The 16,598-nt window shown below is 40.1% G+C and carries 12 protein-coding genes; all 12 read right to left on the bottom strand.

Features of this window, described 5'->3' with window-relative positions; all coding sequences use genetic code 11:
- Positions 1 to 75 precede the first annotated feature (75 nt).
- The 12 genes from rpsU to G631_RS0104935 all read right to left on the bottom strand — a co-directional run bounded on the left by rpsU (position 76) and on the right by G631_RS0104935 (position 16,574).
- The gene (gene rpsU, locus G631_RS0104990) at positions 76 to 252 is read right to left on the bottom strand and encodes a 30S ribosomal protein S21 (RefSeq protein WP_013280615.1); all 177 of its coding nucleotides are present in this window, start codon (positions 250 to 252) and stop codon (positions 76 to 78) included.
- Between the two features lie 171 nt (positions 253 to 423).
- Positions 424 to 3,078: an alanine--tRNA ligase gene (gene alaS / locus G631_RS0104985; RefSeq protein ID WP_051196846.1), complete on the bottom strand. Its 2,655-nt coding sequence runs from the start codon at positions 3,076 to 3,078 to the stop codon at positions 424 to 426.
- 106 nt (positions 3,079 to 3,184) lie between these two features.
- On the bottom strand, positions 3,185 to 4,594 hold the full coding sequence (locus tag G631_RS0104980; protein WP_026488524.1) for a glycine--tRNA ligase: 1,410 nt from the start codon (positions 4,592 to 4,594) through the stop codon (positions 3,185 to 3,187).
- 54 nt (positions 4,595 to 4,648) lie between these two features.
- Positions 4,649 to 5,251, bottom strand: a complete 603-nt coding sequence (locus G631_RS0104975) for a hypothetical protein (protein WP_026488523.1) — start codon at positions 5,249 to 5,251, stop codon at positions 4,649 to 4,651.
- A 64-nt stretch (positions 5,252 to 5,315) separates the two neighbouring features.
- Positions 5,316 to 5,969 carry a DNA repair protein RecO gene (recO, locus tag G631_RS0104970; protein ID WP_026488522.1) on the bottom strand — a complete coding sequence of 218 codons (654 nt, stop codon included), beginning with the start codon at positions 5,967 to 5,969 and terminating at the stop codon, positions 5,316 to 5,318.
- 65 nt (positions 5,970 to 6,034) lie between these two features.
- Positions 6,035 to 7,117, bottom strand: a complete 1,083-nt coding sequence (era, locus tag G631_RS21315) for a GTPase Era (protein WP_026488521.1) — start codon at positions 7,115 to 7,117, stop codon at positions 6,035 to 6,037.
- Positions 7,118 to 7,128: 11 nt separating this feature from the next.
- Positions 7,129 to 8,100 (bottom strand): DUF4349 domain-containing protein, encoded by a 972-nt coding sequence (locus G631_RS18025; RefSeq protein ID WP_051196844.1) that lies wholly within the window; start codon positions 8,098 to 8,100, stop codon positions 7,129 to 7,131.
- A 19-nt stretch (positions 8,101 to 8,119) separates the two neighbouring features.
- Positions 8,120 to 11,050 carry an insulinase family protein gene (locus G631_RS0104955; protein ID WP_026488520.1) on the bottom strand — a complete coding sequence of 977 codons (2,931 nt, stop codon included), beginning with the start codon at positions 11,048 to 11,050 and terminating at the stop codon, positions 8,120 to 8,122.
- Positions 11,051 to 11,081: 31 nt separating this feature from the next.
- On the bottom strand, positions 11,082 to 12,749 hold the full coding sequence (locus G631_RS0104950; protein WP_026488519.1) for a hypothetical protein: 1,668 nt from the start codon (positions 12,747 to 12,749) through the stop codon (positions 11,082 to 11,084).
- A 45-nt stretch (positions 12,750 to 12,794) separates the two neighbouring features.
- Entirely contained in the window at positions 12,795 to 13,532 is a 738-nt protein-coding gene (locus tag G631_RS0104945; RefSeq protein ID WP_026488518.1) for a YebC/PmpR family DNA-binding transcriptional regulator, read from the bottom strand.
- A 33-nt stretch (positions 13,533 to 13,565) separates the two neighbouring features.
- Positions 13,566 to 14,930: a hemolysin family protein gene (locus G631_RS0104940; RefSeq protein WP_026488517.1), complete on the bottom strand. Its 1,365-nt coding sequence runs from the start codon at positions 14,928 to 14,930 to the stop codon at positions 13,566 to 13,568.
- Between the two features lie 81 nt (positions 14,931 to 15,011).
- Positions 15,012 to 16,574, bottom strand: coding sequence for a hypothetical protein (locus tag G631_RS0104935; protein WP_155833871.1), 1,563 nt, complete (start codon positions 16,572 to 16,574; stop codon positions 15,012 to 15,014).
- Positions 16,575 to 16,598 lie beyond the last annotated feature (24 nt).

The following is a 16,598-nucleotide window of genomic DNA, read 5'->3' as shown; positions in this document are numbered from 1 at the left end:
AACGTAACTTAATCATTTTATCACAGATAAAGAAAAAAGTCCTTGGAAACTTCCAAGGACTTTTCATAAATTTGATTAGTTATATTTGCGCTTTCTTGCTGCTTCAGACTTCTTCTTGCGTCTTACGCTAGGCTTCTCGTAGTGCTCTCTCTTACGGATCTCCTGCTGGATACCAGCCTTGGCGCAACTTCTCTTAAAACGACGCAGTGCGCTATCCAAAGTCTCGTTTTCTTTTACTACTACTGTTGACATCTCTACTCTTACCCTCCCTTCAGTCCCTTCAAGTACATGACTGATTGGGTTATTTATTATGCTTATTCTAAGCCCATTAGCTCACATAACATGAATTATTATATCATAAATCTAAATTCCGTCAAGCACATTTTCATGACTTAATTCATATTTTAATTTGATAAACGACATTTAGCCAATCTGACTCTCCAAAACAGCCTTAGCTTCTGCGATAGCATCTGGAATACCAGCTGGATTTTTACCACCAGCCTGAGCCATATTAGGACGGCCACCACCGCCTCCTCCAACTTTTGGAGCAATGGCCTTAACAAGATTACCTGCATGAGCTCCCTTTGCCTGTGCTCCATCTGTTGCCATAGTAACAAGGTTAACCTTGCCATCTGCTTCAGAAATAAGAACTACAACGCCATCTCCAAGCTTAGTCTTCAGCTGATCGCCAAGATCACGAAGGCCATTCATGTCTACGCCCTTAACAGCTGTAGCAAGAAGTTTAACACCCTTGACCTCTACAACCTGATCCATTACATCACCAAGAGCTGCCTGAGCCTCTTTGCTCTTAAGTGATTCATTTTCACTCTTAAGAGCCTTAAGCTCATCCTGAAGCTTCTTGATATGAGCAACAACATCAGCTGAAGTTGTCTTCAGTGCCTTTGCAGCATCTGAAAGGCTATTTTCAACATTCTTGTAATATGCTCTTGCGTTATCACCTGTAAGAGCCTCAATACGGCGAACACCTGCTGCTACACCGCTTTCAGAAACAATCTTAAACAGTCCAATGTGGCTTGTGTTAGATACATGAGTACCACCGCAAAGCTCAATAGAGAAGTCTCCCATGTTTACTACTCTAACTGTCTCGCCATACTTCTCACCAAACAGAGCCATAGCTCCGGTTTTCTTAGCATCTTCTATAGACATCTCCTTGGTTACAACAGGAAGTGCCTCGAGAATCTTGTTATTGACAATAGTCTCAACCTTCTCGATTTCTTCTGCTGTCATAGCCTGATGATAGCTAAAGTCAAATCTAGTCTTGTCAGGATCCTGGTATGAACCTGCCTGCTCTACGCCATCTCCGAGAACTTCCTGAAGAGCCTTCTGAAGAAGGTGAGTTGCTGAATGGTTACGACATGTCTTTGCTCTGTTATCAGCATCTACATTAAGTGATACCTTATCTGAAAGCTTAAAGCTTCCTGATACAACCTTACCAACATGAGCAGTTCTGCCACCTGCAACATGAATTGTTTCAGCTACTTCAAACTTAGAACCGTCTGTTCCAAGGATTTCTCCGATATCGCCGACCTGACCACCCATTGTGCCATAGAAAGTAGTCTTATCTGTGATGATAGTACCCTGCTGGCCTTCTGTAAGCTCCTCTGCCAGAGCATCACCCCCCGCCATAGCTACAACAGTTCCCTCACAGCCAAGTGCATCATATCCAAGGAACTCGCTCTTTACTGACTCATCAAGTGAATCGAATACGCCAGCACCTGTTGTGAGATTTGCTGAGAAGTTCTGATTTTCTCTAGCTTTCTGCTTCTGTTCTTCCATAGATGCAGCAAAGCCCTTCTCATCTACAGTAAAGCCTTCTTCCTGAGCAAGCTCAAGTGTAAGCTCTACAGGGAATCCAAATGTATCATAAAGGAAGAAGGCATCCTTACCTTCAATTTCCTTCTTGCCAGCTGAAGCTGTCTTGTCAAGGATCTTCTTGAACTCCTTCATACCATTTTCAAGAGTAGACTCAAAACGAGTGATTTCTCTCTCAAGTTCAGTAAGAACAAACTTGATGTTCTTGTTAAGGTGCTCATAGCTTCCCTTGTACTCATCGATATAGATCTGTGCCACACCTAGAATCTGTTCCTTGTTAAGTCCAAGAGTTCTTGCATGTCTTACAGCACGGCGGATAAGTCTTCTAAGAATGTATCCTGCTCCTGTATTAGAAGGAAGAAGCTTAGCCTCATCTCCAATAAGCATTACAGAAGTACGTGTATGATCAGCAAGAATTCTCATTGATCTTGTAGTCTTCTCGTCTGCATCATATTTAATTCCGCTTTCCTTTTCAATATATGCAATAACAGGTGCGTGAAGGTCAATCTTGTATACATCATCAACACCATTTAAGAAAGCAAGAATTCTCTCAAGTCCCCATCCTGTGTCAACATTCTTCTGCGCAAGAGGTGTAAGACTGCCATCGTGGTGTTTCTCATACTGCATAAATACGTCGTTACCGATTTCTGTGTACTTGCCACAGTGACAACCAGGGCCGCAATTAGGGCCACAATCAGGAATATCCTTGACATAGAACATCTCACTATCTGGGCCACAAGGACCATATTCAAGTCCCCACCAGTTATCTTCTGCAGGAAGATAATAGATATTCTCAGGCTTAAAGCCAGATTCAATACGATACTTAGCGCCCTCTTCATCTCTAGGTGCATTCTCATCACCAGCAAATACAGTAGCTGCAAGGTGATCAGCATCAAAACCAAAAAGCTGTGTAAGGAGCTCAAAACTCCACTGGCAACGCTCCTTTTTGAAGTAATCACCAAGTGACCAGCTTCCCATCATCTCAAAGAAAGTTCCATGGCTCTTATCGCCAACAGAATCAATATCGTTAGTGCGGACACATCCCTGAACATTGCAAAGGCGTGTTCCCATAGGATGCTTTTTACCTAAAAGATATGGCATAAGCGGCTGCATACCAGCAACATTGAACATAACACCAGTTGAACCGTCAGATACAAGTGATACTGCTCCGCAATCTACATGTCCTCTATCTTTATAAAATTGCTTCCAAGCTTCGCGAAGCTCTTGTGCTGTAAATTGTTTCATTTTTATTCCTCCAGAATGTATATATATGATATACGGATTGCTTCACTTCGTTCTCGCAATCCTACAAAGATTCGGAAATCGAATCACTCATTCTTCGTGTATATCATTAAAAATCAAACTTATCTGAGAAAAATGCCTCAAGCTCATCGATGGCAATTCTCTCCTGCTCCATACTGTCTCTGAATCTTACTGTAACCATATTGTCATTCTCAGACTCAAAGTCATATGTTATACAGAATGGAGTTCCAATCTCATCCTGACGGCGATATCTCTTACCAATGTTTCCACGATCGTCAAACTCACAATTATACTTCTTGGAAAGCTTGGCATAAATTTTCTCTGCGCCCTCATTAAGCTTCTTTGAAAGTGGAAGGATACCAATCTTAACAGGAGCAAGTGCTGGATGGAAGTGAAGAACTGTACGCATATCAGGCTTCTCTTCTGTTCCGATATTCTCCTCATCATAAGCCTCGCAAAGGAATGCAAGTGTTACACGGTCTGCACCAAGTGAAGGCTCAACAACATAAGGAATATACTTCTCATTGGTCTCATCATCAAAGTAATCCATAGGCTGACCAGATGTCTCCTGATGTCTTGTAAGGTCATAGTCAGTTCTGGATGCAATGCCCCAAAGCTCGCCCCAATCTGTGAATGGGAATGCATATTCAATATCAGTTGTATGATCTGAATAGAATGAAAGTTCCTCAGGATCATGATCACGAAGACGAAGGTTTTCTTTCTTGATGCCAAGAGAAAGAAGCCACTCGTAGCAAGTCTTTCTCCAGTACTCAAACCATTCTGTCTGTGTTCCTGGCTTGCAGAAGAACTCAAGCTCCATCTGCTCGAACTCTCTTGTACGGAATGTAAAGTTACCAGGTGTGATCTCGTTACGGAAACTCTTACCAATCTGGCAGATACCAAATGGAACCTTCTTACGAGATGTACGCTGAACATTCTTGAAGTTTACAAAAATACCCTGCGCAGTCTCAGGACGAAGATATACTGTATCCTTGGCATCCTCAGTTACACCCTGGAAAGTCTTGAACATAAGGTTGAACTCTCTGATACCAGTAAAGTTGTGCTTACCACAAGATGGGCATGGAACGCTGTGCTCCTTGATGAAGTTCTCCATCTCCTCATGAGACCATCCATCTACTGATGTCTCAAGTGTAATACCATTCTCAGCAGCAAAATCCTCTATGATCTTATCAGCACGGAATCTCTCGTGACACTCCTTACAGTCCATAAGAGGATCTGAGAAACCGCCAAGATGTCCTGAGGCAATCCATGTCTGTGGGTTCATAAGAATTGCGCAGTCAACACCTACATTGTAAGGGTTCTCCTGTACAAATTTCTGCCACCATGCCTTCTTTACATTATTCTTGAATTCAACGCCCAAATTACCATAGTCCCAAGTATTGGCCAGACCTCCGTAAATCTCTGATCCTGGGTATACGAATCCTCTTGCCTTAGCCAGGGCTACAATTTTGTCCATTGTTTTTGCGTTTGCTTCCATAATCCTCCATTCCGCGGCGCCATAAATCATCAGCTGCCGTAAGTAAACATAATATTATTTTGAAAGAAGCAGCTGAACACTGTCAGAAAGTACATTGGTCAAATCAGCTTCCTTTTTGTCTCTTAAAGTTACACCACTTGTCATATATTCAATATTATATGGTGTATCAATTATAACCTTTTCACTTGATATCACAATATGTCTGTCAAGAAAGTCTCCGCTTCCAAGATCGATCTTGTTGCCTTCCCTGTCTACGAGGGCCGCAGACAACTCATATCCATTCTCTACTGCATCCTGAACAGTTCCAAAAAATAAAAGCTCCTGATTAAAATGAGAGTAATCCAGACAACTGTCAAAGGTCATAACAAGCTTCACATAGGGCTCGTCCTCAATCCTCGTCGTCTCATCAAGTGTAATCCTGGGAGAAATGTATTCAGAATTATAGTATGATATTTCCTCCGCCGCCATATCAGAAAGCTCAGAAATATCATAATAGTCCTGCTCAAAACTCTCATAAATTGTGCTGACTACTCCCCCGTCCTTGTCAAGGGTTACTTTGGTCTCTCTATCCTTGTCAGCACCACAGCCAACCAATGTCAGAGTCACCATAAAAAGAGAAAGCACTGGGCATAAAGCCTTTTTAATTAGTATTTTCACAATTTTCCCTCATAAACCTAAAAAAATACAAACAACGTTATTATATCCAAATAGTTTTTCTTTTTCAATACTCAAAGGTCTCAAGCATTTCAAGGCTTTTTAGCGGCCTGTCTATGTATTTTTGCCGATATTCCTTAGTTATGATATCAAGCTGGTCCAGCACTTCATCAGTAAGTGAAAAAGAAAACAGCTTATTAAGCGGGCTTGTTGTGATAAAATTCATAGCATACCGTGTAGAATCCAAAATGCCTGCCCTATCTGGAATACCAGGATATTCTCCTTCGATCAAAAGAGCTCTCAGTTCAAAAATACACCGGACAAGTCTATTAGGAATACTGCTCTTTAAAAGAGCTTTCAACGAAAAGTATAAAAGATTTAAAAGCTCCTTGTCCTCATTATTCTCCCTAGTATAAAAGGAGCACAATTCAAGAAAAAAGGTGCCATAACAGGCACCTTCCAAGTCACCCCTGAATTCTTCAAAATAGTTTTCTATGTCCGCCTCAACTATCGTATATGAATTCTTACCTGCAAAGAGTTTAAAAGTCCCAAAACAAAAAGGTTCAACCAGCCCTGAAAGCTTGGCTGAAGGTTTTCTGGCACTTCTGGCAAAGGCTGTTATCTTGCCCCTTTCTGCAGTAAAGATCGTAGCAACCCAGTCATAGTCTCCTGCTGGTGCATGCTTTAATACTATGCCGCGGACGATCACAAAATCTTCCATATTTCATTCCATATTGCCAGTATAATCTCAAAGTGCCTTATACCAGCACATATACCAAATTAGTTTTATTTTAAATCTCTGATATCGTATCCAAAGCTCTTCATCTGGGTTTTGTCATCTCTCCAGTCGCGCCTTACCTTGACCCAGAGCTGAAGATTGACCTTACATCCCACCATCTCTTCAATATCCTTACGGGCTGCAGAACCAATCTTTTTAAGCATTGCTCCGCCCTTGCCTATAACAATGCCCTTGTGGGAATCTCTCTCACAGATTATAGTAGCATCAATATCCATTATTCCATCTGGATCATATACTTCTTCAGGCTGTGAAATTGCAGAAATATCAAGAACAACCGGTCCATCCTGATCTTCATAGCCATCATCTAAGTTTTCTGCTTCCATTGCCATAGCTTCAAGCTTACTCTTTTTAGGAGGATGCTGATGTCTGTTTTTCTTTTTCTTTGGCTCTTCAACCTTCTTTTCGCGCATTCTCATGGTCTCGATTGTCACCGCAATTCCATGAGGAACCTCATCCTGTAAAAGACGAAGCGCCTTCTCTCTGATTATTTCAGCCGCAATCTGCCTCTCAGGCTGGTCTGTCAGTGTTTCTTCGTCATAAAAAGGAGGTCCAAAAGGAAGAAGGTCCTTGATAGCAATCATAAGTTCATCTATATGCTGTCCCTTAAGAGCTGCTACAGAGATAACCCTGTCAAAATCCATCTCTTTTCTATAGGCAGCTTCAAATTTCTCAAGATTATCCTTCGAAACGGTATCTATTTTATTTATGACGAGAATAACTGGTTTTCTGCACTTTTTAAGCTCTTCGATAATGGATTTCTCACCGGCTCCTATAAAAGTGCTGGGCTCCACAAGCCACAGAACCACATCCACTTCTTCAAGAGTGCTCTTGGCTACCTTGGTCATGTATTCTCCAAGCTTGTTCTTGGTTTCATGGATACCAGGCGTATCAAGAAAGATCATCTGACATGAATCATCTGTGTACACAGTCATGATCTTATTCCTGGTAGTCTGGGGCTTATTAGAAGTTATAGCTATCTTCTGCCCGATCATATGATTCATAAGTGTAGACTTTCCAACATTTGGTCGCCCTATAAGTGTTACAAAACCTGTTTTAAAATTATTCTCCATCTTTGCCTTTCTTATTTGCTGCTGTTTTGCTGGTTTTTATTATTGTCAGGAGTAGTTCCTGTCTTAGGACTTTTCTTATGCTTGATTTTCTTGATCAGCAAAATTATAACTGTTACAACAAGCCCAAAAACTATGATCTGTGGAATATGGATCACAAACCATACAAAAAACTCAACAATCGCATTCCATACTGATTTACAGCTATTCACAAAACCCTCAGCAATTCTCTCTATCACACCTTTTTGCTCAGTAGGTGTATACTGTGTCACCTCTGTAATATCCAGATAAACTGTTGAAAAAGTAATCTTATTATCATAGGTTCTAAGCTGAGATTCAATGCTCTCAAGCTGATATCTGACTTCTGAAAGTCTCTCTTCAACCTTGATAATGTCTTCAACTGTCTCTGCTGACTCCACTATTTCAAGGAGCCTTGCTTCCTCCGCCTTGAGAGCCTTTTTTCTGCTCTCAATATCAACGTAGGAAAGAGTTACATCCTCGACATTCGTTGACTTATTTGTGATATTAGTGCCCTCATCAAGTGTCACCACAAACTGATCCAGCTTATCTGCAGGAATGCGAAGTGAAAGACTTGCACTTCTATTGCTGACTCTTCCAGAATAGCTGCTACCATTATAGATATTGCTGGACTCAACGTATCCGCCCAGCTCCTTGACCTTATTCTGTACACCAGATAGAACCAGATCAAGATCCTCAGTTTCTGTGCTGATATTCATGGTAGTTATAAGTTTTCTTGATGTATCAACAACCTGTTCTGCCTGGTCAAAAGAGTTATCTGCCATCTTGGCTTCTTCCGCAAATTCAGCCGTTTCAAAGTCATACACTCCATTTGTATCATAGTCTTCCTGAGGTGCATAGCTTGCTGATGTGGCAAAGCTATCGCCCTTACTACTGCCGCAGGCAGACAACATTATAGATAAAGCTGCTACTGAAGTTACACAAATAAGTCCAAATCTCTTTTTCATAACTCCCTCCCCCAAAAAATCATCTGTTTACAAGCTGCTCCACATTATCAAAGAGTTCTTTTGCCTCTTCAATCTTGTCATTTGTTCCTATAACACACAGACACTCATCTTTCATAAAGGCATCTACATAATCAGCCAGCCCTCTGATTGTTTCCTTAGTAGTTCCAAGAAGTTCATCACGATTTCTCTGGATGTTCTCCATTTTTGCATTACAAAGGAAAGCTGTAAGGCCATATGCTCCCTTGCCTGCTGGTGTCTTGGGAGTATCAAGATCTGAGATAGCTCCAATTATATACTGCAGTATTGCTCTGTCATCATCATCAAAATTCCTGAGGTAATCAGCTGCCTTCTCAAATACATCTATACTATTCTTTAAATTAGGATCCCTGTATGTCACAAAAGCACTGTCGCCATTCTTGGCATAACTACTCATGCATCCATACGCGCCCCCTATTACTCTTATATTCTTCCAAAGGTAATCATACCCCATCATCACCTTAAGTACTCTAAGTGCGCCATTATACTTAAGGCCCTTGGATGAGAAGTTACCTGCCCTGCACACATACTGCACCTGACCTGCAGTCTTAAAGGCTTCATTCTTTTTGACAGGCTTTATCTCGAGTTTGCCAAGATCAATTTTTTCTGTATTCAAAGAATCCGCAAACTTCTTGCCATTTTCAGGAATTCCAGCATACTCCTTGTCAGTTCCTGTAATATCTATCAAAAGATTATCCGCCCTGAAGATTGCCTTACTAAGCATCTTTAAGGTTTCAATTATCTCTTTGGCCCCTTCATCAGTGCAGATATCCTTATTAAGCTTCTCAAGATGCCTAAAATAGCCGATACCACTCACATTATCTGACACTACAGCAGCAGGAGAAACATAGCTCATGGCACGAAGAGCTGCAGTCTGATGTCCAGCAGATGAAAGATCTGACTGAAGCCTTGCATACTGCTCTCCAAAAATTTCCTTAAGTCTCTTCACATCATCAAACTTAGTTGAAGTAATGATTTCTTTTACCAGGTCAAAAGCCTTATCCAGATTGTCATGAAGAACCTTAACACTTATCTCAAAGACTGTCTCAAACTTGTTCACATCAGTCGAATCTGTGTAGGTGCTGATAGATCCTGAAAGACCGCCTGTATATATATTGATCTCATTGTAGAGATCACCATAGCTAAAGTTCTCTGTATCCAGCATTCCAAGCACCTTTTTAAGAGCAGATGCGTAAGGAATGTACTTGACATCAATGTCCTTAAGGTCAAAGACAAAGTTCACATAGTCGATTCCATTTGTGAACACATTGTGATGAAGAATCTTTATTCCCTTGTACTCCTTGAGCTCATAGATAAATTTCTCTGCTTCTTTTTTAAGATCTGAAAGTTTCAAAAGAGGGATCTTTTTAAGATCTTCAGGATCATCAGGAGCTTCCTGATAATCTTTAAGTTCCTTAGTCTCCCTTACAATTCTCTCTATTTCTTCCTGTGATAAAGAGTTCTTGTAGTCAGAAAGTTTTTTCTTGAGTTCTTCATCCTTGGCTTCGTTAAGACCTCTTACAGGTTCTAAAAGAACTACAGTCCTGTGAGGATTATCAAGAAGATACTTCTTTATCAGTTCCTCAAAATATCTTCCCTCTGCTTCTTTTTTAAGTTCGGCAAAGGTGTCGTTAGCTTCTACATTTATCCATGGCTTAGCATCGTCATAAAGCCAGCTGTCAAATACCTGAAGGCCATAGAGTAGGCCCTTAGGGAACCTTCCAAAGTCAGCTTCTCTGTACTTAAACTCATCAAAGTTAAGACCAGCTAAAAGAGCTTTCTTATCAATTCCATTTTTTACCTGCTGCTCTAGTACTTCTCTAATTGTACCTACAAACTCTTCCTTCTGAGAAGCATTGGCATTCTTGGCAATGATGGAAAATACAGGCTGTCTCAGGCCATTATCATATTCGCTATACGCATCCTGTCCTATTCCCTTATCGATAAGTGCCTTTTTAATAGGTGCTCCAGGTGCTGAACAAAGAGCATAATCAAGGATGTCAAAGGCTACATAGAGCTTTCTGTCAAGAGGTGAGCCTACGCTGCAGTTATAGGACAAAAATGTATTATCCTCAAGTGGCTCGCTCTCCATGATGGAATAAGGCTTATGAATTTCCCTTGGAGCATCAAAGGCCTTCTGAAGTCCAATCTCAGAGTCAACATCAAGATGATCAAAGGCTGACAGATAGTTCTTGTCAATATAATCAAGTTTCTCCGCCATATCCATATCACCATAGAGATAAATATAGCTGTTTGAAGGGTGATAATATTTTCTATGGAAATCAAGATATTCCTCATAAGTGAGTTCTGGAATAACATCAGGATCTCCACCGGATTCGATTCCATAAGTTGTGTCAGGATAAAGAGAATTCTGTATTTCTCTTGAGAGCACATCATCGGCAGATGAGAAAGCTCCCTTCATCTCGTTATAGACAACACCGTTGATAGTAAGATCTGATGACTCATCTTCCATCTCATAGTGCCATCCCTCTTGCTTAAAGATTTTGTCAGTCTTGTAAATATTAGGATAAAAAACTGCATCAAGGTATACATGCATCAGATTCTGAAAATCAGTATCATTGCAGCTGGCAATAGGATAAACAGTCTTGTCAGGAAATGTCATTGCATTCAAAAATGTATTAAGTGACCCCTTTACCAGTTCCACAAAAGGATCCTTACAAGGGAACTCTTTAGACCCGCATAAAACAGTGTGTTCTATAATATGGGCAACTCCAGTAGAATTCTTGGGTGGTGTCCTGAAACCTATTGTAAATACCTTGTTATTATCATCGTTAGAAAGGAGTGTTATTCTGGCTCCTGTCTTCTTATGTCTTAAGATATAGCTGTCAGAATTAAGGTCCTCAATCCTACGGCTTTCTACTATCTCATAGGTCTTTAAATCTTCTAATCTCATTTACTTTTAGTAAACCTTTCATGTTTTTATTTTATATATCAAAATCATCGCCTTCTTTATAAGGCAGATCAAAATCATCTCTCTTTATTTCTTCAGGACGTACTTTATCCTTAAGCCGATTCCTGTCTATATGTTTGGTAGGATGAGCCCTCTTAATTTCTTCCTTGGGCATTTTTATCTTATCTTTATCAAAATCATCCTTTACACGTCCTGAACATAGCGCAATCTTGCCCTTAAATTCAGGCATCTTCATATTGGTTTTTTCTATATCCATCTCATCCTCAGCCCCTGTAGGAAGAACCATTCCCTCTGGAACAAAGCGGGGATGCGCCTTAGTATCTTCTGTACCAGCCTTTGTTTCTGTCTCAGGCTCAACAACTATTGTGCCAGTAACCATAGACTCTGCCTCTTTTTGAAGCTGACTCTTTTCATCTTCGGAAACAGTCTTATATACTTCCTCTTTTCTGGTAAGCGCAATTAGTGAAACCACACAGGCAATCACAAATGCAAAAAAAACAGTTACTACAAGCTGGTCATTCATTCTGGTGGCTCCAAAGAATGGAGTTGCCATAAACACAAGGATTGTCGAAAGGAGCCATGGAGATACTCTTCCAAAGTTTTTGTTTCTGAAAAATCCCACAAGAACTCCGGACATTACTATAAAGGTGATCACATAAATGATCTTGTAGTTTGTATAAGTCCAGAACATGCTAAAGGTCATCACGTTATGGAAATAATACTGTGCCCAGTTTTTAAGAACCGGAACAAACATGGAAAATCCGGCTTCCTGAGCTATCATAGCTGCAAATGTAAGCAATCCGGCAAGCATCACGAACAAAAAGCTTTTCGCACCTGTATGCTCATAATCTCCAGCCATAAACAGAGCAGATAAAAGAAGTGGCAAGACAGCAACTATCGTTCCGGCATCAAGATAGGTCATAAATCCCACAACCATGCCAACAAAAACATACCAAATGATAAACCATCCAGATGTATATTTGCCATCTGACACATTCTTAAGATATATAGAAATAACCAAAAGCTCTATCCCAAGAAGAACCAAAAATAGTTCATTAGTTCCTATTATCAGATTGCCAAGGTCTTCCACAAATATAGGCATAAAAGAAATATAGGCCGCAAAGATAATAGCCGCAGCCTTGCCTAAAAGAAGCCTTGCTGTAATTGTTCCAAGAAGAACAAAGATCATAAAAAGTGCAATTTGGAAGAAAAATGAAACCGCTATATTATTACCAGTAAAAAAAAGCACAGACCTAAGAAGACTTGAGTAGACTATAGACAACAGATCATATTCATTACTAGCCAGATTACTTCCAATCTGGGCATTCTCAAATAGCGAAAGCTTCCCCCCTGGAGAAGCCAAAGATCTGGATACTACCTCCAGTCTGTAGAATATCCCGCCTACAAAAATAGCTATGAGCATCAAAACATAGATTATTTTTACACCCATAGTCTCTGACAATTCTCTAAGGTCAATATGGTCACATATCCTTCCTGCCAGAAATGTAAGTATGCTCATCATAAGCACTCCCAAGACTGTCAGGATCAAGGAATATGTAAGTGTCATTTCTCCTAATGGAAAAAGTCCTGAAAAGAAGCTAGAACTTGCCACCATCACCACATCAAAAAGAATAAAGACAATCAAGATGCATAAACCAGGCCACATACGTTTTAGTTTCATTTCAGGACTCCCCCACGCCTTTTAATATTTTTTGTTTATCTTTGATTACTCTTCTGGCTCATCCCAGTTATGGTATACAGCCTGAACATCATCATCCTCGTCAAGAAGATCAAGAATTCTTGTAAGATACTTAACAGTTTCAGGATCAGTAACTGAAACATAATTCTGAGGAATCATAGTAACTTCAGCAGAAGCTGTCTCAACTTTAGCTTCAGCAAGGGCCTCCACTACAGCCTGGAAGTTATCTGGAGTAGTAAGAATCTCATAGCTGTCATCTTCCTCATTGAAGTCATCAGCTCCTGCATCAAGAACGAGCATCATAAGATCATCAGAAGACATCTTGCACTCTTCCTTGTCGATAAGGATCTGACCCTTGTTATCAAACATGTATGATACGCAACCAGGAGTTCCAACATTACCATTTCCCTTAGTGAAAGCACTCTTTACATTAGCTGCTGTTCTGTTCTGGTTATCTGTAAGAGTTTCTACGATAATAGCTGTACCACCTGGGCCATATCCTTCGTAGGTAATACTCTTGTAATCAACTGCTCCGTCTGCACCAGAAGCCTTTTTGATACCACGCTCGATAGTATCGTTAGGCATGTTATTAGCCTTAGCCTTGGCAATAACTGTAGCAAGCTTAAAGTTGTTGGCTGGATTAGGGCCGCCTTCCTTAACAGCTACTGCAATTTCCTTACCAATGATTGTGAAAATCTTTCCCTTTGCAGCATCATTCTTTTCTTTTTTGTGCTTGATGTTGGCAAATTTTGAATGTCCTGACATAAAAACTTCCTTCCTTTAAAATAAAAATGTATCTTATTTTGCTATTTCTAATTCTTCCTCTTTCTGCTGACTCTCCTCCTCAGGCAACTTGGTGCCAAGGACTGACTGTATCATATGATTGTTCACAGAAAGGATCTTGAAACTATAGCCATCAACAGTTACGCTAAATTCCTCATCAGACTCCGGAATCCTGTCCAGCTTGGAGATCATAAAGCCATTTAGCGTTTCAAATTCGCTCTCGCCGAAAGATATCTTAAAGCGTTTCTCGAGAACTTCAAGTGGAGTCTTACCCTCTATAATGTATTCGCCGGGATTCTTGGTAGGTCTGACAAAGTTCTCATCCTCGTCATACTCATCCATGATATTTCCAACGATTTCCTCAAGGATATCCTCCATAGATATAAGGCCTGCAGTCTGTCCATACTCATCAATGATAATTACCATCTGAGTCTTACTGGACTGCATACTATGGAAAAGAGAATCTATATTTCTTGTCTCTGGTACAAACTTGGGCTGCCTCAAAAGCCCCTTGATCTTTCTGATAGGAAGCTCCTCATCAGTTTCCTCTGAGAGCTTTTTCATGGCATCTCTAATGTGCATAATACCAATGATATGATCGATATCATCCAGATAAACCGGGAATCTGCTGTTATTGGTATCCATCATGAAATTAACAGCATCTTTAAGGCTCATATTGGCATCAATAGCAACCATAGCCTTTCTGTTAGTCATGATATCTCTTGCTTCCTTGTCAGAAAACTCAAAGATATTCGTGATCATATCTGCCTCAGTTTCCTGTAAAACGCCCTGTTCCTGACCTTCAGAGACCATCGACTTGATTTCTTCCTCAGTTACATCAGATTCATCTGTATCGCCCCTGACTCCAAACAGATATAAAAGACCAGATGCAATACCATTTGAAACCATAACAAAGGGAGCGCATATCGATAAAACAAAGCTCACAGGATAATAACAGGCATACACCCATTTCTCAGGGAAACGAGAAGCAAGCTTTCTAGGAACAAGCACACCAAAAGCCATAATGATAAGGCTGATGACAAGTCCCGTTGCAAAATAAATGCCAAAGCGCACCAATGCAGCATCTCTATCTGCTCCTATAAAAAGAGCTATTGCTCCTCCTATGTCAATTGTGACAAGGCCACCAAGTATCATATTAACAACTATGTTAAAATACTGAATGTCCTTGATATAATCAGAATCTCTCTGAAGCGCCTTAAGAATCTTATCGCTGATAGAATCTTTACTCTCAAGAGCTCTCTTCTCAATTTCATCTTCTCTTACATGCCCCAGGGCAACCCCAAAGCCGTGCACAAGAATATCCATCAAAAGAACTAATACTAACGCAAAAATACTGACAGAAGGCAAGCCTTCGTCCATAATAGATCCTCCTCGTTTAATATGTACATAAAATGTCAACTTACACTATATCACATTTTGCAATTTGCTACCAGTATAGTGTTATACAAGCTTATCTATCTCTGCTCTTAACACATCGCTATATATTCCATCCTTGGCTTTTTCAGAGTATTCAAGTTCCTCATAAGGAACCAGAAGATGATGCTTCCTCCTGGCATTATCTCTTTCCTTGGCATAGGACCAATGATTAACATAATAGAATCTGCTCCATCTGATATGTTCAATTCTCCAGGCATCCTCAGAGTCCTCGTCAAACTCGCCATCAGCCTTGAGTCTTTGCTCAATCCAGTAGTGATCAGCCCTTGCCACATTGGAACTCTTAAAGAAACCATTGAGCTTCTTCCACTCTTTTTCTGCAGCTTCTTCAAAATCCTGCGCAGGCTGACTATTTGAATATCTAAGGCTGTAATCATAGTTAAAGAGCTTACCTTGCCTGTAAAGTCTCTCGTTTTCAATGCTTTCTTCTGTCAATATTTCCTTCATATCTCCAAAAGCAACGATCTTATCAGAAAGATAAAGCTTAGCAAGTCCCGCCGGAGTATCTGAATAGCAGTGAATCTCTGCAAGCGGATTAACATAAAGTACAAACTGAATAAGCTCAATAGTTCCATCAAGAAATGTATAGATAACCCTGTCCATCTGAGCCAAGTCCTCTATATCCTCTTCCCAGCCTCTGTCATGAACAACTATCTTGTCATCATTCATAGTATGAAGAGTATTAAGGAAAGCCACCTCAGCAGGAGATGCGCCCCAGATATGATATTCAACAGACTGAACCAGACTAAAGATATTATTAAGATAGCCATATTTAAAGATAGCATTTCCAACCTGATCAAAGCCTATTATAGCTATCTTGATCTTACCTTTTCTTCTGTCATATAGGTTATATTTTTTCCAATAATCCCTGGCTAAAACATCATAGACATTGAAGAAATGAAGATTCATCTTACTCTCATCTACAGCATCCAAAAGTGTAGGATCCACATCTCTGAGCATCAGATAAATATTATCTCCCTGAAGTTTCTTTTCATTTTTTGAAATGAAGCTCACATTGTCCATATCATCTGTGAACATTACAATATGATTTCTAACCTTCTCTGCCTTTAGCTTGCTTATCTTATTTTCATCATCATCGGGATCAGTGTACATAACATATCCGTGCCTTACTGTCTCGCCAACAGCCTGTCCCATCTCATTGTCTGTATAAACAACAGTTGCATCCTTACTAAGCCTGATAAAAAAATGTCCCATCTTGGCGTAGGCATATCTGAGTACGCTTAAGATAATACTGGCTACAACAAGTACAGATGTGATCTCTGCAAAAAGAATATAGCCATTAGTCATATCATTGACAGGATTTACAAAATATACAGCCAGTGCAGCATATACTGTTTCCCAAAAAGAAAGTCCCTCTTTCGCATAGCCTATGCAGCCCATAATAAATGGAATCACACCCAGAACGTAGGATATCCAAGGGCACTTTTCCTTAATCGCATGTAAAAGCTTCAACACTGTTCTCCTTCGTCTTTTGTTTAATTTAACCTTCATAACATTACCATTTTTAGTCATTTCAAGCAATAATTCTTTATTTGACGTTCCTTTCATAGTAAAATATCCAAGTGGAAATAA

Source organism: Butyrivibrio sp. XBB1001, from assembly GCF_000424505.1.
Classification (GTDB): Bacteria; Bacillota; Clostridia; order Lachnospirales; family Lachnospiraceae; genus Butyrivibrio.
The sequence above is the reverse complement of the archived record's forward strand: the minus strand, read 5'-3'. Positions and strand labels throughout refer to the sequence as shown.

What these genes read in the sequence shown, in the direction of transcription:
- G631_RS18025 (WP_051196844.1), bottom strand. Translation starts at nt 8,100, where the DNA reads ATGAAAAAGAGATTTGGACTTATTTGTGTAACTTCAGTAGCAGCTTTA.
- alaS (WP_051196846.1), bottom strand. Translation starts at nt 3,078, where the DNA reads ATGAAACAATTTACAGCACAAGAGCTTCGCGAAGCTTGGAAGCAATTT.
- G631_RS0104950 (WP_026488519.1), bottom strand. Translation starts at nt 12,749, where the DNA reads ATGAAACTAAAACGTATGTGGCCTGGTTTATGCATCTTGATTGTCTTT.
- G631_RS0104980 (WP_026488524.1), bottom strand. Translation starts at nt 4,594, where the DNA reads ATGGAAGCAAACGCAAAAACAATGGACAAAATTGTAGCCCTGGCTAAG.
- G631_RS0104955 (WP_026488520.1), bottom strand. Translation starts at nt 11,050, where the DNA reads ATGAGATTAGAAGATTTAAAGACCTATGAGATAGTAGAAAGCCGTAGG.
- G631_RS0104945 (WP_026488518.1), bottom strand. Translation starts at nt 13,532, where the DNA reads ATGTCAGGACATTCAAAATTTGCCAACATCAAGCACAAAAAAGAAAAG.
- G631_RS0104935 (WP_155833871.1), bottom strand. Translation starts at nt 16,574, where the DNA reads ATGAAAGGAACGTCAAATAAAGAATTATTGCTTGAAATGACTAAAAAT.
- G631_RS0104940 (WP_026488517.1), bottom strand. Translation starts at nt 14,930, where the DNA reads ATGGACGAAGGCTTGCCTTCTGTCAGTATTTTTGCGTTAGTATTAGTT.
- rpsU (WP_013280615.1), bottom strand. Translation starts at nt 252, where the DNA reads ATGTCAACAGTAGTAGTAAAAGAAAACGAGACTTTGGATAGCGCACTG.
- recO (WP_026488522.1), bottom strand. Translation starts at nt 5,969, where the DNA reads ATGGAAGATTTTGTGATCGTCCGCGGCATAGTATTAAAGCATGCACCA.
- era (WP_026488521.1), bottom strand. Translation starts at nt 7,117, where the DNA reads ATGGAGAATAATTTTAAAACAGGTTTTGTAACACTTATAGGGCGACCA.